Source organism: Variovorax paradoxus (assembly GCF_009498455.1).
In the GTDB taxonomy this organism is placed as follows: domain Bacteria; phylum Pseudomonadota; class Gammaproteobacteria; order Burkholderiales; family Burkholderiaceae_C; genus Variovorax; species Variovorax paradoxus_H.
Map to the genome: position 1 here is coordinate 5,049,357 of NZ_CP045644.1, position 15,911 is coordinate 5,065,267.

Below are 15,911 nucleotides of genomic sequence, written 5' to 3' on the forward strand. Positions count from 1 at the left end.
CGAGGAACCAACATGAGACTGGAATGGCTTCGCCGCGCGCTCGCGGTGATGGGCTGCTGTGTGGTGTTCGCGGGCGTGTCCGCATGCGGTGGCGGAGGGGCGGTGGCGGGGGCGGTGTGCCGATCCTGCCGCCGACCGCAGGGCCGTGCCTCAGCAGCCGGCGCCAGCGCCGACACCGACCGACCGTGTGGTGTCCGAATCCATCCAGTCGGGCTTCACAGGCGCGCCTTATCCTCTTTCTGTCTACCTGCCCGCCGGGTACGACCAGGGCACCGATGCCTACCCCGTCATCTATGCGCTCGACGGCGATGCCGTCAACGGCTTGCCGCAAACACGGTTCGCGAATCTCAAGGACATCCTGGTGAAGCGTGGAACGAAGGCCATCCTCGTCGGCATCGGGAACACCGGGCGGCGCCAGGAGGACTACAACTTTCCCGGGGCCTTCAAGTACCACGACTTCCTGGCGAAGGAGCTGATTCCCTTCATCGATTCGAAGTACCGGACCAACCCCAAGAACCGGATGCTCACGGGCCTGTCGACCAGTGGCAACCTGGCGGCCACGGCGCTCTTTCTCGAAGCGCCGGACAACCTGGTGTTTTCTTCCTTCGTGTCGATCGAGGGCGCTTTCTGGCAACAGGAGGCTCAGAACAACGATCTGGAACAGAAGATGTTCGATGCGTTGGCGGGTCGGCCCCTGCCTGTCACGCTGATCCTGGCGAGCTGCATCAGTAGCTGCAATCAACAGTACGTGAAGCAGCTGTACCAACGGATGGCAGCGCGAGGGTACGTCGGGCTGCAGCTCCTGCATACGGAGTTCAACGCCACGCACGTCGGCGCCGATGTGCTGGCGTTCGAAGACGCGGTGGTGCGGATCTACAAATAGGTGCCGTGGCCGCGCTGCGAACCCGACACTAGGGGTTCGCGCGCGGTGTGCTCATGCGGGCAGCGGTTTGGGTGGGTAGCCCGCCTCTGTCAGCACGGCCATCACGGAAGGGCCGTCTTCGGTGGTGTCGATGCGCACCGTTCTGTTCTTCAAGTCCACCTCGAGCCTGGCCTGCGGGTCGAGGTCTTTGATGGCCCGGGTGATGCGGCCGGCGCAACTGCCGCAGGTCATCGACTGGATTTCAAACGCTTGCATGAGAGTCGTCCTTTCAAAAGAGTGACGCTCAGTGTCAAGCTTGCCATCGTGTGAAGGTCAAGCGTGGCGAACGCCTGACCCCTGACACGCCAAGGTCATGCGACTGCCTGGGCTTGACTCTCTCATGGTGTCAAGCTTGAGACTTCGCGCTTTGGCTCGAAGGAGAACTCCATGGAACATCCCACGGCGCCGGCTGCTGCGGCGCACTTGTCTCTTGCCGAAGTCGTTGCGCGCTCCGGTGCGTCCGCGCAGTTGCTGAGCGACTGCGAATCGCTCGGGCTGCTCGACGACGCAGCGCACGCTGGCCTCTATGACGAACGCGCCGTGTCGACGTTGCGCTTTGCGCGGCGGGCGCACACGCTGGGCTTCGACACATCGGAAGTCGTCGCGCTGCACGCCCTGTGGCAAGACGGGCGCCGCGCAAGCTTCGACGTGAAGCGCGTCGCGCTCGAACGGGCCGACGACCTCGCTCAGCGGATCGAAGAGCTGGCCCACATGAAGCGTCTGCTGGAGCGCCTCGCCCACTGTTGCGAAGGTGACGAGCGCCCCGAATGCCCCATCCTCGATGAGCTGGCCGGGCTCAAGGGATTCGCCGGCTGTGAAGCGCGGCGTGCGTGAAGCCGCCCCTCAACCCGGAATGTCCGGCTCGACCAGCTGGGCCAGCGCAATCAGCGATTCCTGCCAGCCCAGGTAGCACATCTCGACAGGAATCATCTCGGGAATGCCTTCCTGCACGACGGACATGTCCGTACCGCACGACACGGCCGTCAGCGTCACGGTGGTCTTCATCGTGCCCGGCAGGTTGGCATCGTCGAAGCTCGCGTCGTAGGCAATGCGCTGGCCGGGCACGAGTTCCAGGTACTTGCCGCCGAACGAGTGGCTGTGGCCGGTGCCGAAGTTGGTGAAGGACATGCGCCATGCGCCGCCCACCACGGGCTCCATGCTGTGGACCTTGCCGGTGAATCCGAAGGGCGGCAGCCAGCGCTCGAAGGCGCTGGCCTCCACGAAGGCGCGGTAGAGCTTGTCGGGGGACGTGCGCAGCACGCGATGCAGACGAACGGTGTTGGTAGCCATGGTTGCTTTCTCCTGAAGTACAGAGGACGACCCTCTGTGATGACGTCGGATGAGCGCGCTGCGATTCGACACGTTCAAGGATCAGGAAAAACCCTGATCCGACCCGCCGCGCGTCAATCGATGAATCGCGCCACGATGTCCTCGAACGACGGCAAGTCCATCGGCGTGTGTCCCCCGGGGTAGCCCTTCACGCTCAACTGCAGGCCTTTGTAGTTGCGCGCTGCGATCTTGTCGTGCATGGCTGTGATCTCCGGGCCGCCGGTGTTGGCAACGGCGAAGCCCAACAGCAAGGTCACGGGAATCTCCCGCGTGCTGCTGTTGGCGTACATCTGGCTTTCGAGCGGTTCGAGTTGCGCGCTTGCGCCTTTGACGGGGGGATCGGAGGGGAAGAAGTACTGGAAGGTGAACTTGCCGGCCGCGCCTTCCGTGAAGAAGGCGATGAGCGTGAAGACGCCGCCGTTCGACAGGCCCGAGAGCATGCGCTTGGCCGGGTTGGCGCGGTAGTTCGACTCGACATACGGCACCAGCTGGTCGGTCAGAAAGTCGTGGTACGGCTGGGCGCCGGGCATCAGGTAGTCGGTGTTGCGGCGCGCCGTGCCGCCGATGCCGACCACGATGGCTTTCTTGCCGGCCTTCTCGAGGATGTCGGTGAAGTTCTGGAAGCGCGTCACGCTCTGGTTGAAGATCGCATCGCCATCGGTGATGTAGATCGCGGGGTAGGCCGTCGTCGCGCTGTCGTAGCCGGACGGCAGGTAGATGTGCAGAGGGTAGGTTGCACCCGTGGCCTCCGACTTCACCGAGGCCTGGACCACCCGGCTGCGCCCGGTGACCGCGGGCGGTGGTGTCGGCGTGCCGCCGGCTGGTGGCAGCGGCAGCATCGCTACGCCGCCGCCGCCACCACCCTCCGCCGCCGCAACCTGACAACCCCAGCAGCAAGGCACAGCTCGCTGTGAACATGAGCCGGCGAAGAATCCCTCTTGTCTGCATGTGGTGTTCCTTGATGGTGATGGCCGTGGTGGCGGAAGCCGGGCGATCTTAGAGGTGATGGGGGGCCGCTGTCTTCTGCATGAACACACTCAACGGATCGTCCGGGTAGTCGCCGAAGCGCTCGCGCCGCGCATACCCCGCACGCGCATAGAACGCCAGTGCCTCGGGCTGGCTCACGCCCGTCTCCAGCCGGAACATTGCGCAGCCGCGCGCCGCCGCTTCGCCTTCGAGAAAGCCCAGCACCTTCGCCGCGACGCCTTGCCCGCGGTTCTGCGGGCGCACGTACATGCGCTTGAGTTCGCCGTAGCCGGGGTTCATGACGAGCGCGCCGCAACCGACGGCCGTGCCGGCCTCGTCGCGCGCGACCGCGAACAGCACATGCGCCGCCGACAGCGCAGCAAGGTCGATGCCGTAGTGGCTCTCGGGCGGGTACAGCGGCTTCTGGTACGCATCGAGGTCGTCGATGAGCTGGATGACGTCGGGCTGGTTCGGGTTTTCAATCGAGATCTGCATCGTTCGATCGTACCGAGCGAAAGCGCCGCAAAGCCCGACGCGCGACGGGGTTCCCCGCGACGGCCAACAATGGCCGCGTCACTCATCTGGTTCATTGTCTGTTCGTTCGATTCAAGGAGTAGCACTTTGGAATACCGTCATCTGGGCAAATCAGGCCTCAAGGTCCCCGTGCTGAGCTTCGGCACCGGCACCTTCGGCGGCAAGGGCGAGTTTTTCAGCGCGTGGGGCAGCACCGACGTGGCCGAGGCGCGCACGCTGATCGACATCTGCATGGACGCCGGCGTCAACATGTTCGACAGCGCCGACATCTACTCGGGCGGCGCCGCCGAATCGGTACTGGGCGAGGCGCTCAAGGGCCGGCCGCGCGACCGGCTGCTCATCTCGACCAAGGCCACCTTCCGCAGCGGCGACGGGCCGAACGACGTGGGCTCGTCGCGCCAGCACCTCGTGCAGGCGGTCGATGCTTCGCTCAAGCGCCTGGGCACCGACTACATCGACCTGTTCCAGCTGCACGGCTTCGATGCGAGCACGCCGGTCGAAGAAACGCTGTCTACGCTCGACGACCTCGTGCGCGCGGGCAAGCTGCGCTATGTGGGCGCGTCGAACTTCTCGGGCTGGCACCTGATGAAGTCGCTGGCGGTGTCGGAGCAGCGCGGCTATGCGCGCTACGTGGCGCACCAGGCGTATTACTCGCTGGTGGGCCGCGAGTACGAGTGGGAGCTGATGCCGCTGGCGCAAGACCAGGGCGTGGGCGCCGTGGTCTGGAGTCCGCTGGGCTGGGGCCGGCTCACGGGCAAGATCCGCCGCGGCCAACCGCTGCCCGCCAACAGCCGCCTGCACGTGACGGCCGACATGGGCCCGCCCGTGCCGGATGAGCTGCTGTATCGCGTGGTCGAGGCGCTCGAAAAAGTCGGCGCCGAAGTCGGCAAGACAGTGCCGCAGGTCGCGCTCAACTGGCTGCTGCAACGCCCGACGGTGTCGAGCGTGGTGGTCGGCGCGCGCGACGAAGCGCAGCTGCGCCAGAACCTCGGCGCGGTGGGCTGGAACCTCACGCCCGCGCAGGTGGCCGAGCTCGACGCGGCCAGCGCCACGACGCGCGCCTATCCGTACTGGCACCAGCAGGGTTTTCTGGAGCGCAATCCCAACCCCGTCTGACCCGGTTCACCGGTTCAGGCGGGTGTCAGCCCCAACACCCACTGCTTGAACTGCTCCAGCGCCCCGGAGGCCGGCCGGCCTTCGGGGTACGCGAAGTAGTAGCCCTGGTGCACGTCGAGGTGCCGGTCCACAGGAATGACGAGTTCGCCGGTGCGCAGTTCCTGCTCGACCAGGATGCGCGGCGCCAGCCCCACACCCATGCCCGCCGCCGCGGCGGCCACCACCATGGTGAACAGCTCGTAGCGCGGCCCGCGCGACGCGTGCACCGTGTACTCCCATTCCTGCTGCGCGTACCAGTCGCGCCACGCATGGGCGCGCGTGCTCAGGTGCACATGGCGGCAACGCTCGAAGCCGGCTTCGTCCCACTGGGCGTGCGCGTCGCGAAACGCGGGGCTGCAGATGGGCACCATCTCGCCTTCGGAAAAGATCAGCCCGCCGCGCGTGTTCGGCCAGAACTGGTCGCCGAAATAGATCGCCGCGTCGTACGCATGCTCCTGGAATGAAAAGGGCTGCGAGCGTGCCGACAGGTTCACCGTGATGTTCGGGTGCAGCCGGCTGAAATCGGGCAGCCGCGGAATGAGCCATTGCGTGGCGAAGGTCGGCACCACGGCCAGCTCGAGCACGAAGCCCATCTCGTGGCCGGCGCTGATCTCCAGCGTGTCGCGGCGGATCTGGTCGAGGTGGCGGCGGATGCGCGCGGCGTACTCGCGGCCCACGTCGGTGAGCGTCAGCCGCTTGCGCACACGCGAGAACAGCGGCACGCCCAGGCGCTGCTCCAGCATCGCCACCTGGCGACCGACCGCGCTTTGCGTGAGCGCCAGTTCGGTCGCCGCGCGGGTGAAGCTCCCCAGGCGTGCCGAGGCCTCGAAGGCCTGCAGCGCGCCGAGGTTGGGAATGTCTTTTCTCATCGCGCTATTCTGGCGGGAGCGTGCGCAGCCCAGGCAACGGCCCGGGCCCGGGCACCGAAGACACCGAAAGGCATCTCATGCGGCGTGTGGCGATCATCGGCGGCGGAGCCATCGGCTCGGCCATCGCGTACTTCCTGGGCGCCGACCCGGCAGGCGAGGCCTTCGACATCACGGTGGTGGAGCGCGACTTCTCGTACCGGCAGGCCTCGTCGGCGCTGTCGGCCAGCTCGATCCGCCAGCAGTTTTCCACCGCCATCAACATCGAGATGTCGCTGTACGGCATCGACTTCTTCCGCACGCTGGGCGACACCCTTCGCGTGAGCGACGGCGACGCGCCCGACATCGGCCTCGTCGAGCCCGGCTACCTGTACCTGGCCTCGGCGGCAGGTGTCGACGTGCTGCGAGAGAACCACGCGATGCAGAAGGCGCACGCGGTGGACGTGGCGCTGATGACGCCCGATGAGCTGAAGGCGCGCTTTCCGTGGCTCTCGACCGAGGGCATCGCGCTCGCATCGCTCGGCCTTTCGGGCGAGGGCTGGTACGACGGCTACAGCCTGCTGCAGGCCTTTCGCAAGAAGGCCGCATCGCAGGGCGCACGGTACGTGCAGGCGCATGCCATGGGGCTGTGCCGCAAGGGCCGCAGCGTGACCGGCGTGCAACTCGACCACGGCGAGACGATCGATGCCGACATCGTCGTCAACGCCGCCGGCGCCTGGGCCGCGAAGGTGGCCGAATGGGCGGGCATCGACCTGCCGGTGCGGGGACGACGCCGCAGTGTGTTCAGCTTCTCATGCCCCGAGACCTTGCCCGGCTGCCCGCTGGTCATCGACACCTCCGGCATCTGGCTGCGGCCCGAAGGTCGCCAGTTCATCTGCGGCTATGCGCCGCCGGAAGACCAGGACCCCGACGACGCGCCACTCGAAGTCGACCACGAAGCCTTCGACAGCTTCATCTGGCCGGCGCTGGCCGAACGCATTCCGGCCTTCGAAGCCGTCCGCATGACCGGCGCGTGGGCCGGCTACTACGAGATGAACCTGTTCGACCACAACGCGATCCTCGGCCTGCACCCGGACTGCGACAACCTGTACTTCGCGAACGGTTTCTCGGGCCACGGACTGCAGCAGTGCCCGGCGGCGGGGCGGGGTATCGCGGAGCTGATCCGCTTCGGTGGTTACCGCAGCCTCGACCTGTCGCCGCTGTCGTTCGCGCGCATCCTCGAGAACCGGCCGCTGCGCGAGAAGAACATCATCTAGCGTTGCTGCTCCACCGGCTTGATGTCGCCCACGGGCGACAGCAGCGCCGGATCGAAGGCGGCGAGCGCGCGGCCTTCCTTCAGCCGCTTCGGCCAATCGGGGTTCGACAGCGCGCCGCGTCCCAGTGCCACGAAGTCGGCGCCATCTGCGAGCGCCGCCTCGGCACGCAACGGGTCGTGCAAGCTTCCGTTGGCGACGATCGCAATCCCCGGCGCATGGCGGCGCGCGAGCTGCAGCAGGCTCGGCCCCGCGTCGCCGAAGGCCGGGCGCCAGGCCTCGAGCTCCGTGACGTGCAGGTAGTCGATGCCGCTTTGCGCCAGCGCCCCGAACACCCTCGCCGCACCGGCCTCGGCTTCCGGCCACTTGTGGCCGAAGTCGTTGACCTTGCCTTGCGAGATGCGCACGCCGACCGGCGCCGAGGCGCCCAGCATCTGCCGCACGGCGCGCACCACCTCGACGGTCAGTTGCGCGCGGTGTGCGAGGGTGCCGCCCCAGCGGTCGGTGCGCGCGTTGGTGTGGCCGGTCATGAACTGGTCGAGCAGGTAGCCGTTCGCGCCGTGGATCTCCACGCCGTCGAAGCCCGCCACTTCCATCGCCAGCAGCGCGGCGCGGGCGAAGCCGCGAATGGCTTCTGCGATGTCGGCGTCGGCCATCGCACGGGGCACCGGGTACTCGCCTTCGCCGCCGTAGGCCGTCATCTGCGTGCCCCGCGGACGGATCGACGACGGTCCCGCCGTGTGGTCGCGAAAGCGGTTGAACTGCGACAGCGCGCCCGCATGCATGAGCTGCGCGATCACGCGTCCGCCCGCGCCCTGGATCGCCTTCACCACCGGCTGCCACGCGCGGGCTTGTTCGCGATCGCTCAGGCCGGGCTGGCGGAAATAGCCTTGCGAATACGCCGCGTCGGTGTAGATGCCTTCGGTGATGAGGAGGCCGAAGCCGCCGCGCGCAAAGCGTTCGTAGTAGCGGGCCATCGTGCTGTTGGCGTGGCCTTCGGGCGAGGCGCTGACGCGCGTCATCGGCGCCACGGCGAGCCGGTTGGGCAACTGCAGGCCGTTCAAATTCGTCGGCGTGAACAGCGGCGTGTTCATCGGGCGTCTCCGGGCGCGACGGCGATGGCCTCGATTTCGATCATCGCGTCGGGCGAGTACAGGCCCGAGACCTCGACGATGGTGTCGGCCGGGTAGGGCGCCGAGAACCACTTGCGGCGCAGTTCGACGATCTTCGGGAAATGCGACATGGAGGTCAGGAAGATCGTCACCTTGACCACGCTGCCCAGGCCCGTGCCGGCAGCCCGCAGCACGCGGTCGAGATTCTTGAAAGCCTGCTCGGCCTGGCGGTCGAAGTCGCCCTTGCCGACGATCTCGCCGTCGTCGCCGATGGCGGCCTGGCCCGACACGAAGACGAGGTTGCCAAGCTGGATCGCCTGCGACAGCAGGAAGGGTGCGTAGGGGTCAGGTTGCGTGTGGATTTGCTTGGGTTGCAGTTGCATGACGGGTGCCTTTGATGGTGAATTTCAGATCAGCCGTGGAAGTGATTTATTCCTGCGACGACTTGAATTTAGGGATGAAGGTGGCGCTCGACAAAGGCTGATTTTTCAGCCGACAGATGAGTTGAGCTAATCTGTGTGCATGCGAAGACTTCCTCCCCTGGGCGCATTGCGCGTGTTCGAGGCCGCGGCGCGTCGGCTGAGCTTCAAGGCGGCGGCCGACGAGCTGCACGTCACGCCGACCGCCGTCAGCCACCAGATCAAACAGCTCGAAGAAACGCTCGACGTGCGCCTGTTCGAACGCGGCACGCGGCAGGTGCACCTGACGGCCGCCGGCCACCAGCTGTTCCCTGCGCTGCGCGACGGGTTCGACAGCTTCGAGCGCGCCGTCGACGGCGTGCGCCGCCTGAAGGGCACGCGCATCGCCACGCTGTCGTCCACGGTCGGTTTCATGGCCCGGCGGCTGGCGCCGCGCGCGGGCACCTTCCGCGACCTGCATCCCGAGTGGACGCTGCGGCTGGACGCCACCAACCAGGTCGTCGACCTCGACACCGAGGCCGATGCAGCCATCCGCTACGGCAACGGCCGCTACGCCGACCTCGTCGTCGAGCCGCTGTTCCAGGACCACTACGCGCCGGTCTGCAGTCCCGCGCTGGCGGTCGCGGCGAAGAAAGACCTGCGCGCCGTCTCGCTGATCCATTTCGAATGGGGACGCGCGGGGCGCGACGAAACGCTGGCGCCGGTGTGGCGCACCTGGCTCGCGCGCGCGGGCCGCACCGATGTCGACGCGCAGGCCGGCCTGTCGTTCACCGAAGAGATTCACGCGGTGCAGGCCACGGTCGCGGGGCAGGGCGTCGGCCTGCTGAGCCTGGCGCTGGTGGCCGACGAGCTCGCGTCGGGCCTGCTGGTGCAGCCCTTCGCGCTGTCGGTCGAAAGCTACCGCTACGACCTCGTGTACAGCCCGCGCGCCGCGAGCCGGCCCGCGACGATGGTGCTGCGCGACTGGGTGCACCGCGAGTTCGGCGCCGCGCCGGTCCCGCAAGCGACAGTGCCCGCGCTACAGCCCGGAAAGAAGGCATAGTGGCAGGCATGACTGCCCAGACCCTGTACGCGCAGAAGCGCGTCTTAGCCGCCGATGCCGTGCGCCAGGTGCGCAACGGCGACATGATCATCGTGCCCACGGGCGTCGGCGAGCCGCCGTCGCTGCTCACGGCGCTGTCCGAGCAGCGCCGCGACTTCCGCGACGTGAAGGTCGCGCAGATTCTTGCGATGCGCAAGTACGCTTACATCGACCCCGAGACGGTCGAGCACGTGCGCCACGTGGCGCTGTTCTTCGGGGGCGCCACGCGCGCCGGCGGGCAGGCCGGCTGGATCGACTTCATTCCCAACTACTTCTCCGAGATTCCCGCGCAGATCGAGCGCGGGCAGATCGCGGCCGACGTGGTGTTCAGCATGGCGTCGCCCATGGACGCACACGGCTACTTCGCGCTGAGCCTGGGCCCCGACTACACGATGGCCGCGGTGGCGAAAGCCCGCGCGGTCGTGCTCGAGGTGAACCCCAACGTGCCCTACGCGCATGGCAACTGCCACGTGCACATCTCGCAGGTGGCGGCGCTCGTCGAGAGCAGCGAGCCGGTGATGGAAGTCGGCCTGCCCAAGATCGGCCCGGTGCAGGAAGCCATCGGCAGGCACGTGGCCGACCTGATCGACGACGGCGCGACCCTGCAGATCGGCTACGGCGGCATTCCCGACGCGGTGGTGATGCAGCTCACGGGCAAGCGCGACCTGGGCATCCACACCGAGATGATCGGCGACGGCATCCTCACGCTGGTCGAAAGCGGTGCGGTCACCAACCGCCGCAAGAATTACCTGCCGGGCAAGTCGGTCGCGACCTTCGCGCTGGGCTCCAGCAAGCTGTACCGCTTCATGGACCGCAACCCGGGGCTGGAGATGCATCCGGTCAACTTCACCAACGACCCGGCGCTGGCGGGGCTCAACGACAACCTCATCGCCATCAACGCCACCATGCAGATCGACCTGCTGGGCCAGTGCGGCTCCGAGAGCCTGGGCCATGCGCCGTACTCGGGCACGGGCGGGCAGTCGGACTTCGTGCGCGCGGCCAACCGCTCGCGCGGCGGCAAGGCCTTCATCGTGCTGCCTTCCACGGCGAAGGACGACACCATTTCGCGCATCGTGCTGTCGCTCTCGCCGGGCACGCATGTGAGCACGAGCAAGAACGACATCAACTACGTCGTCACCGAATACGGCGTGGCGCAACTTCGCGGCAAGTCGGCCAAGCAGCGCGCGCAGGAGCTGATTGTGATTGCGCATCCGAACTTTCGCGCGGAGCTGACGGAACAGGCGAAGCAGGCCAGGCTGCTTTGAGTTTCACAAGGGCGGTGGGAGTGACTTAGGGCACTCCTGCGCGGCCCGGGCGATGGCTACATTCACTGCGATGAGCATCCCTCTGCGACACCTTTTTCTGCTGGGCGCGGCCTGCGTGTTGTCTGGCCCGGCGCTCGCCTGCAGCGGGCCGGGCCAGCCCGGATGCCCGCCGCCGAACGCGCCGGGCTGGCCGCACAACAGCCGGCCACCGCCCCAGGACCCCGTGCCCGTGATCCCCGGCGGCACGGGCCGTTACAGCGACCCCGACGAGTACCTGGCGCCCCCACCGCCGGACCCCACCTTCTCGTACAAGTGGGGTGCGTATGTCATCGACAAGTCGAAGGGCGCGTTCGGCGGCGTCGACAACCGCGCGACCCAGGCCGATGCCGAGAACAACGCCATCGCCCAGTGCGTGGGCAATGGCGGTACCGCCACCGGCTGCCGCAGCATGACGCTGGTCTGGCAGGAAGGCTGTGGCGTGGTCGTGATGGGCCGCAACGTGCTGTCGATGAAAGCCAACAAGCTGCAGAGCGCGGCACAGGCGGAAGCGATGGCGGAATGCTCCGCGCACGCGAAGGACTGCAAGGTCGTCACCGCGCGCTGCAACGCGCTGGTCGTCAATCGGTGATCAGCTGGCCTTGGCCGCTCGTGCTGTCAAGAAAATCCTGCAACTCCTGCCGGGTGGGCAGCGTGCTCTGGGAGCCGAAGCCGCGAACCGCCAGGGCTGCCGCCGCGCAGGCCACCCGCATGGCCTGCGGGATGCCGAGCGACCAATGAACGGCCAGCGTGGCAGCGAAGGCGTCGCCGGCGCCAGTCGTGTCGAGCACCGGCACGCGGAAGGCCGCCTGCTCGTGCAGGGTGCCTTGTCCATCGACGTGTGCCGCGCCCTCGCTGCCGCGCGTCACGACGATCCGCCCGGGCCACCTGGCGAGCAGCGCACGCCACTCGTCGCCATCGACATGGCCATCGCCGAAGCCCGCTGTCAGTTCGTGCTGGTTGGCCAGGAAGAGGTGCACGCGCTGCATGAGCTCGGGCGGAATCGCGCCCGCGGGGGACGGGGTCAGTAGAAAGGGCTTGCCGAAGCGGTGGGCGAGCTCGGCCGCCGCCATCACGGCCGCCGTCGGAACGCCCAGTTCGGCCAGCACCACGTCGCTGCGCGCGAACAGCGGTTCGGCGGCGCGCACGTGGGCGGCGGTCAACTGGTGGTTGGCACCCGGCACCACGGTGACGGCGCTTTCGCCCCGGCACGCGAAAACTGCCGCAGCGCCGGTGGCCGCGTCGGTCGTGGTCGCCACATGGTCGATGTGCACGCCCTCGGCGCGCAGGCGCTCCCGCAGTTCATGGCCCTCGGCATCGTTGCCGACGCAACCGACGAGCGCGGTCTCGGCGCCCTGGCGCGCAGCGGCCACCGCCTGGTCGGCGCCCTTGCCGCCGGGCGCGCGCCGAAAGCTCTGCCCGCCCAGCGTCTCGCCGCTGCGCGGCAGGCACGCGGTTTCGAACACGCAGTCCATGTTGATGCCGCCCACCACCAGCAAGCGAGTCATGCCTGTCTTTTCCCTTTGTTCTTGCCTTGCGGGATCGCGAAGCGCGGCAAGTATGCGCCATCAGATACGAACATAAACGGACAAATTCAGAGGGAATTCCCTGAGAAAAATGCCGAATTTGTGCGAATACAAATGTTCGAATGAACAATAGAATTTGTTCCGTTCCACCGAACGAACGCACGCTGGCCCTCAGCGCGCACCTTCAACAAGCGCATCCCAAGGAGACAAATCCATGAAGAAGTCGATCATCCGCTGCGTCGCAGCCGCAACCCTCGCGCTGTGCGCAGGCCATGCAATCGCCCAGGACAAGCCGCTCAAGTCCATCGGCATCACGCTGGGCGACATGGCCAATCCGTTCTTCGTGGCCATCGGCCGCAGCGCGGAAGCCGAGGCCAAGAAGATCAACCCGGCGGTGAAGGTGACCACCGTGTCGAGCAAGTACGACCTGAACACGCAGGTCGACCAGATCGACAACTTCATCGCCAACAAGGTCGACGTGATCGTGCTGGGCGCTGCCGATTCCAAGGGCATCGCGCCGGCCGTGCGCAAGGCTCGCGCCGCGGGCGTGATCGTGGTCGCGGTGGACGTGACGGCCGAAGGGGCCGACGCCACGGTGATGTCCGACAACGCGATGGCCGGCGCCGAGTCGTGCAAGTTCCTGGCCGAGCGCATCGGCGGCAAGGGCAACTTCGTGATCGTCAACGGCCCGCCGGTGTCGTCGATCATGGACCGCGTGAAGGGCTGCAAGGAGACGCTGGCCAAGTACCCGGGCATCAAGCTGGTGTCGGACAACCAGGACGCCAAGGGCAGCCGCGACGGCGGCCTCGCGGCCATGGCCAACATCCTGACGGCGCAGCCGAAGATCGATGCCGTGTTCGGCATCAACGACCCGACGGCCATCGGCGCCGAGCTCGCGATCCGCCAGGCGCGCCGCACCGACATCAAGGTGACCGGCGGCGTCGACGGCTCGCCCGACGGCGAGGCCGCGCTGAAGGCCAAGGAATCGCTGTTCGTCGTCACGCCCGCGCAAGACCCGAACGAGATGGCCGCGGAAAGCGTGCGCGTGGCCTACGGCCTGCTCAACGGCCGCAAGCCCGCCAAGACCATGAACCTCATGGCAACGCCGCTCACCACGCGCGACAACATCGCCGGCTACAAGGGCTGGGTGCGTTGAGCACGCAAGCCGTCATGAGCGAGGTCGGCGAGGCCGGCGAGTTCGTGCTGGAGATGTCCGGGATCCACAAGCGCTTCGGCGCCACCCGGGCGCTCCACGACATGCACCTGCAGGTGCGGCCCGGCGAGATCCACGCCCTCATGGGCGAGAACGGCGCGGGCAAGAGCACGCTGATGAAGATCCTCTCGGGCGTCTACCAGCCCGATGCGGGGCAGATCCGCGTGGCCGGCCAGCCCATGGCCATCCGCAGTCCTGCCCATGGCCAGCGCGCGGGCATCAACCTGATCTACCAGGAACTGAGCATCGCGCGGCATCTCACGGTGGCCGAGAACGTGTTCATGGGCAACGAGCCGCGCGCGGCGCTCTGGCTCGTGGACCGCGCGCGGATGCTGCGCGAGACCGAGCGCGTGCTGCAGCAGCTCGGTGCGCAGTTCGGCGCCGACTGGCCGGCCGGGCGGCTGTCGATTGCCGAGCAGCAGCAGGTGGAGATCGCGCGGGCGCTGGTGCACAAGGGCCGCATCCTGATCATGGACGAGCCGACGGCCGCACTGTCCGACCGCGAGACGGCGCACCTGTTCCGGGTGATGCGCCAGCTGCGCGACGATGGCATCGCGATCATCTACATCAGCCATCGCATGGCCGAGGTCACGGCGTTGGCCGACCGCGTGACGGTGCTGCGCGACGGCTGCCACGTGGCCGACCTGGCGCGCGACGAGATCGACGAGCAGCGCATCGTGCAGATGATGGTCGGGCGCACGCTCACCGACTTCTACCAGCACCGCGGCCAGCGCAAGCCCGGGCGCGTGATGCTGGAACTGCAGAACGTGAGCGGGCCGCATAACCGCCCCAGCAGCCTCAAGGTGCATGCCGGCGAGGTGCTCGGCCTGGCCGGGCTGGTCGGCGCAGGGCGCTCGGAGCTCGCGCGACTCGTGGTGGGGGCCGATGCGCGCACCGGCGGAATCATCCGCGTCGATGACAAGACGGTCGACGTGCGCCGCCCGCTCGACGCCATCCGCCTCGGCCTGGGCTATGTGCCCGAGGACCGCAAGGGGCAGGGCCTGTTCCTGCAGCTGAGCGCGCTCACCAACGTCGCGATCAACGTGCTGCCGCGGCATGCGGTGGCGGGCGTGCTGAACCACGGCGCACTCGACCGCCTGACGCGCCAGGCCATCGCCCGGCTCAACGTGAAGGTCTCGGGGCCGCACGGCATCGTGGGTGCGCTGTCGGGCGGCAACCAGCAGAAGCTGCTGCTGGCGCGCTGGCTCGAGATCCAGCCGCGCGTGCTGATCCTTGACGAGCCCACGCGCGGCGTGGACGTCGGCGCCAAGAGCGAGATCTACAAGATCATCGGCGAGCTGTCAGAGGCCGGCGTCGCCGTGGTCGTGATCTCGAGCGAGTTGCCCGAAATCGTCGGCGTGTGCGACCGCGTGCTCGTGATGCGCGAAGGCGCCATCGCGGGCGAGCTTGTGGGTGATCGCATCACCCAGGAAAACATCATTCAACTCGCAGTCAGCGCTCCGGCGCCGGAGCGGAACATCGCATGAACGACTTCACCTCAACAACACCTTCCTCCCTGCAGGCCGTGGTCTTCGACATGGACGGCGTGCTGATCGACACCGAGATCGTCTGGCAGCGCGTGCGCGAAGATTTTGCACAGAGCATCGGCGCGCGTTGGACCACCGAGGACCAGGAGTCGACCATGGGCACGAACACGGCGGCGTGGTCGCGCATCATGGTCGAACGCCTGCAACTGCGCGAGCGCAACGGCATGGACGAGGCGGCGATCGCGCACGAGATCGTGGGGCGCATGCTGGCGCAGTACCAGCGTCATCTGCCGCTGCGTGCCGGTGCCATCGAGGCGGTGCGCATGGCCGCGCGGTCGCATGTGGTGGCGCTGGCCACCGGTTCGCCGGCGGAGCTTGCCCACCACGTGCTGCAGGCCAGCGGCCTCGCGCCGCTGATGCAGGCCGTGGTCTGCGGCGACGACGTCGAGCACGGCAAGCCCGCGCCCGACATCTACCTGCTCGCGCTGTCGCGCATCGGCATCGCACCTCACGCTGCTGTCGGCATCGAGGACAGCGCCAACGGCCTGCGCTCGCTCAAGGCCGCCGGCATGGCCGCCATCGCCGCGCCCAGCCCGGACTATCCGCTGTCCGCCGAGGCGCTCGCGCTGGCCGACCTGCGCATCGACACCATGCACGCCCTGACGCCCGAGCTGCTGCGCGAGGCGCACGCCAACGCCACGCGCGCACGGCGCTGATTCGCGCCGCACCCCTCACCCCACCGAACCA

18 protein-coding genes are annotated in these 15,911 nt (G+C 67.6%); 10 read left to right on the plus strand and 8 right to left on the minus strand.

Annotated elements, in window-relative coordinates; translation table 11 throughout:
• Positions 1-190: 190 nt before the first annotated feature.
• Complete coding sequence (locus GFK26_RS23235; protein ID WP_228121755.1) at positions 191-883, plus strand: alpha/beta hydrolase; 693 nt, start codon at positions 191-193, stop codon at positions 881-883.
• Positions 884-934: 51 nt separating this feature from the next.
• On the opposite strand, the gene GFK26_RS23240 is transcribed toward GFK26_RS23235, so the two are convergent.
• The gene (locus GFK26_RS23240) at positions 935-1,138 is read right to left on the minus strand and encodes a heavy-metal-associated domain-containing protein (RefSeq protein ID WP_153284054.1); all 204 of its coding nucleotides are present in this window, start codon (positions 1,136-1,138) and stop codon (positions 935-937) included.
• A gap of 171 nt (positions 1,139-1,309) precedes the next feature.
• Between GFK26_RS23240 and GFK26_RS23245 the strand changes: the two genes are divergently transcribed.
• Positions 1,310-1,756 (plus strand): MerR family DNA-binding protein, encoded by a 447-nt coding sequence (locus GFK26_RS23245; protein WP_153284055.1) that lies wholly within the window; start codon positions 1,310-1,312, stop codon positions 1,754-1,756.
• Between the two features lie 9 nt (positions 1,757-1,765).
• Here GFK26_RS23245 and GFK26_RS23250 read toward each other — a convergent pair whose 3' ends face one another.
• The 3 genes from GFK26_RS23250 to GFK26_RS23260 all read right to left on the minus strand — a co-directional run bounded on the left by GFK26_RS23250 (position 1,766) and on the right by GFK26_RS23260 (position 3,712).
• Positions 1,766-2,212, minus strand: coding sequence for an SRPBCC family protein (locus GFK26_RS23250; protein ID WP_153284056.1), 447 nt, complete (start codon positions 2,210-2,212; stop codon positions 1,766-1,768).
• A gap of 113 nt (positions 2,213-2,325) precedes the next feature.
• Complete coding sequence (locus GFK26_RS23255) at positions 2,326-3,090, minus strand: alpha/beta hydrolase (protein WP_153284057.1); 765 nt, start codon at positions 3,088-3,090, stop codon at positions 2,326-2,328.
• A 157-nt stretch (positions 3,091-3,247) separates the two neighbouring features.
• Complete coding sequence (locus tag GFK26_RS23260) at positions 3,248-3,712, minus strand: GNAT family N-acetyltransferase (protein WP_153284058.1); 465 nt, start codon at positions 3,710-3,712, stop codon at positions 3,248-3,250.
• 126 nt (positions 3,713-3,838) lie between these two features.
• On the opposite strand from GFK26_RS23260, the gene GFK26_RS23265 reads away from it, so the two are divergent.
• The gene (locus GFK26_RS23265; protein WP_153284059.1) at positions 3,839-4,867 is read left to right on the plus strand and encodes an aldo/keto reductase; all 1,029 of its coding nucleotides are present in this window, start codon (positions 3,839-3,841) and stop codon (positions 4,865-4,867) included.
• 14 nt (positions 4,868-4,881) lie between these two features.
• On the opposite strand, the gene GFK26_RS23270 is transcribed toward GFK26_RS23265, so the two are convergent.
• Entirely contained in the window at positions 4,882-5,775 is an 894-nt protein-coding gene (locus tag GFK26_RS23270; RefSeq protein WP_153284060.1) for a LysR substrate-binding domain-containing protein, read from the minus strand.
• A 77-nt stretch (positions 5,776-5,852) separates the two neighbouring features.
• Between GFK26_RS23270 and GFK26_RS23275 the strand changes: the two genes are divergently transcribed.
• Complete coding sequence (locus tag GFK26_RS23275) at positions 5,853-7,028, plus strand: NAD(P)/FAD-dependent oxidoreductase (RefSeq protein WP_153284061.1); 1,176 nt, start codon at positions 5,853-5,855, stop codon at positions 7,026-7,028.
• Here GFK26_RS23275 and GFK26_RS23280 read toward each other — a convergent pair.
• Positions 7,025-8,119, minus strand: a complete 1,095-nt coding sequence (locus GFK26_RS23280) for an NADH:flavin oxidoreductase (RefSeq protein WP_153284062.1) — start codon at positions 8,117-8,119, stop codon at positions 7,025-7,027. The two genes, GFK26_RS23275 and GFK26_RS23280, sit on opposite strands and share 4 nt — an antisense overlap.
• Positions 8,116-8,520, minus strand: a complete 405-nt coding sequence (locus GFK26_RS23285; RefSeq protein ID WP_416222511.1) for a RidA family protein — start codon at positions 8,518-8,520, stop codon at positions 8,116-8,118. The genes GFK26_RS23280 and GFK26_RS23285 overlap by 4 nt, the downstream gene beginning before the upstream one ends.
• A gap of 139 nt (positions 8,521-8,659) precedes the next feature.
• Here GFK26_RS23285 and GFK26_RS23290 point away from each other — a divergent pair, with 139 nt between their 5' ends.
• The 3 genes from GFK26_RS23290 to GFK26_RS23300 all read left to right on the plus strand — a co-directional run bounded on the left by GFK26_RS23290 (position 8,660) and on the right by GFK26_RS23300 (position 11,530).
• Positions 8,660-9,598 carry a LysR substrate-binding domain-containing protein gene (locus GFK26_RS23290; protein WP_153284063.1) on the plus strand — a complete coding sequence of 313 codons (939 nt, stop codon included), beginning with the start codon at positions 8,660-8,662 and terminating at the stop codon, positions 9,596-9,598.
• A gap of 8 nt (positions 9,599-9,606) precedes the next feature.
• Positions 9,607-10,902 (plus strand): acetyl-CoA hydrolase/transferase family protein, encoded by a 1,296-nt coding sequence (locus GFK26_RS23295; protein ID WP_153284064.1) that lies wholly within the window; start codon positions 9,607-9,609, stop codon positions 10,900-10,902.
• 70 nt (positions 10,903-10,972) lie between these two features.
• Complete coding sequence (locus GFK26_RS23300) at positions 10,973-11,530, plus strand: DUF4189 domain-containing protein (protein ID WP_153284065.1); 558 nt, start codon at positions 10,973-10,975, stop codon at positions 11,528-11,530.
• Here GFK26_RS23300 and GFK26_RS23305 read toward each other — a convergent pair.
• The gene (locus tag GFK26_RS23305; RefSeq protein WP_153284066.1) at positions 11,520-12,446 is read right to left on the minus strand and encodes a ribokinase; all 927 of its coding nucleotides are present in this window, start codon (positions 12,444-12,446) and stop codon (positions 11,520-11,522) included. The two genes, GFK26_RS23300 and GFK26_RS23305, sit on opposite strands and share 11 nt — an antisense overlap.
• A 232-nt stretch (positions 12,447-12,678) precedes the next feature.
• Between GFK26_RS23305 and GFK26_RS23310 the strand changes: the two genes are divergently transcribed.
• The 3 genes from GFK26_RS23310 to GFK26_RS23320 are packed head-to-tail and all read left to right on the plus strand — an operon-like array spanning position 12,679 to position 15,880.
• Complete coding sequence (locus tag GFK26_RS23310; protein ID WP_153284067.1) at positions 12,679-13,620, plus strand: ABC transporter substrate-binding protein; 942 nt, start codon at positions 12,679-12,681, stop codon at positions 13,618-13,620.
• A 14-nt stretch (positions 13,621-13,634) separates the two neighbouring features.
• Positions 13,635-15,164, plus strand: coding sequence for a sugar ABC transporter ATP-binding protein (locus GFK26_RS23315; protein WP_153286079.1), 1,530 nt, complete (start codon positions 13,635-13,637; stop codon positions 15,162-15,164).
• Positions 15,161-15,880 carry an HAD family hydrolase gene (locus GFK26_RS23320; protein WP_153284068.1) on the plus strand — a complete coding sequence of 240 codons (720 nt, stop codon included), beginning with the start codon at positions 15,161-15,163 and terminating at the stop codon, positions 15,878-15,880. The genes GFK26_RS23315 and GFK26_RS23320 overlap by 4 nt, the downstream gene beginning before the upstream one ends.
• Positions 15,881-15,911: the final 31 nt, after the last annotated feature.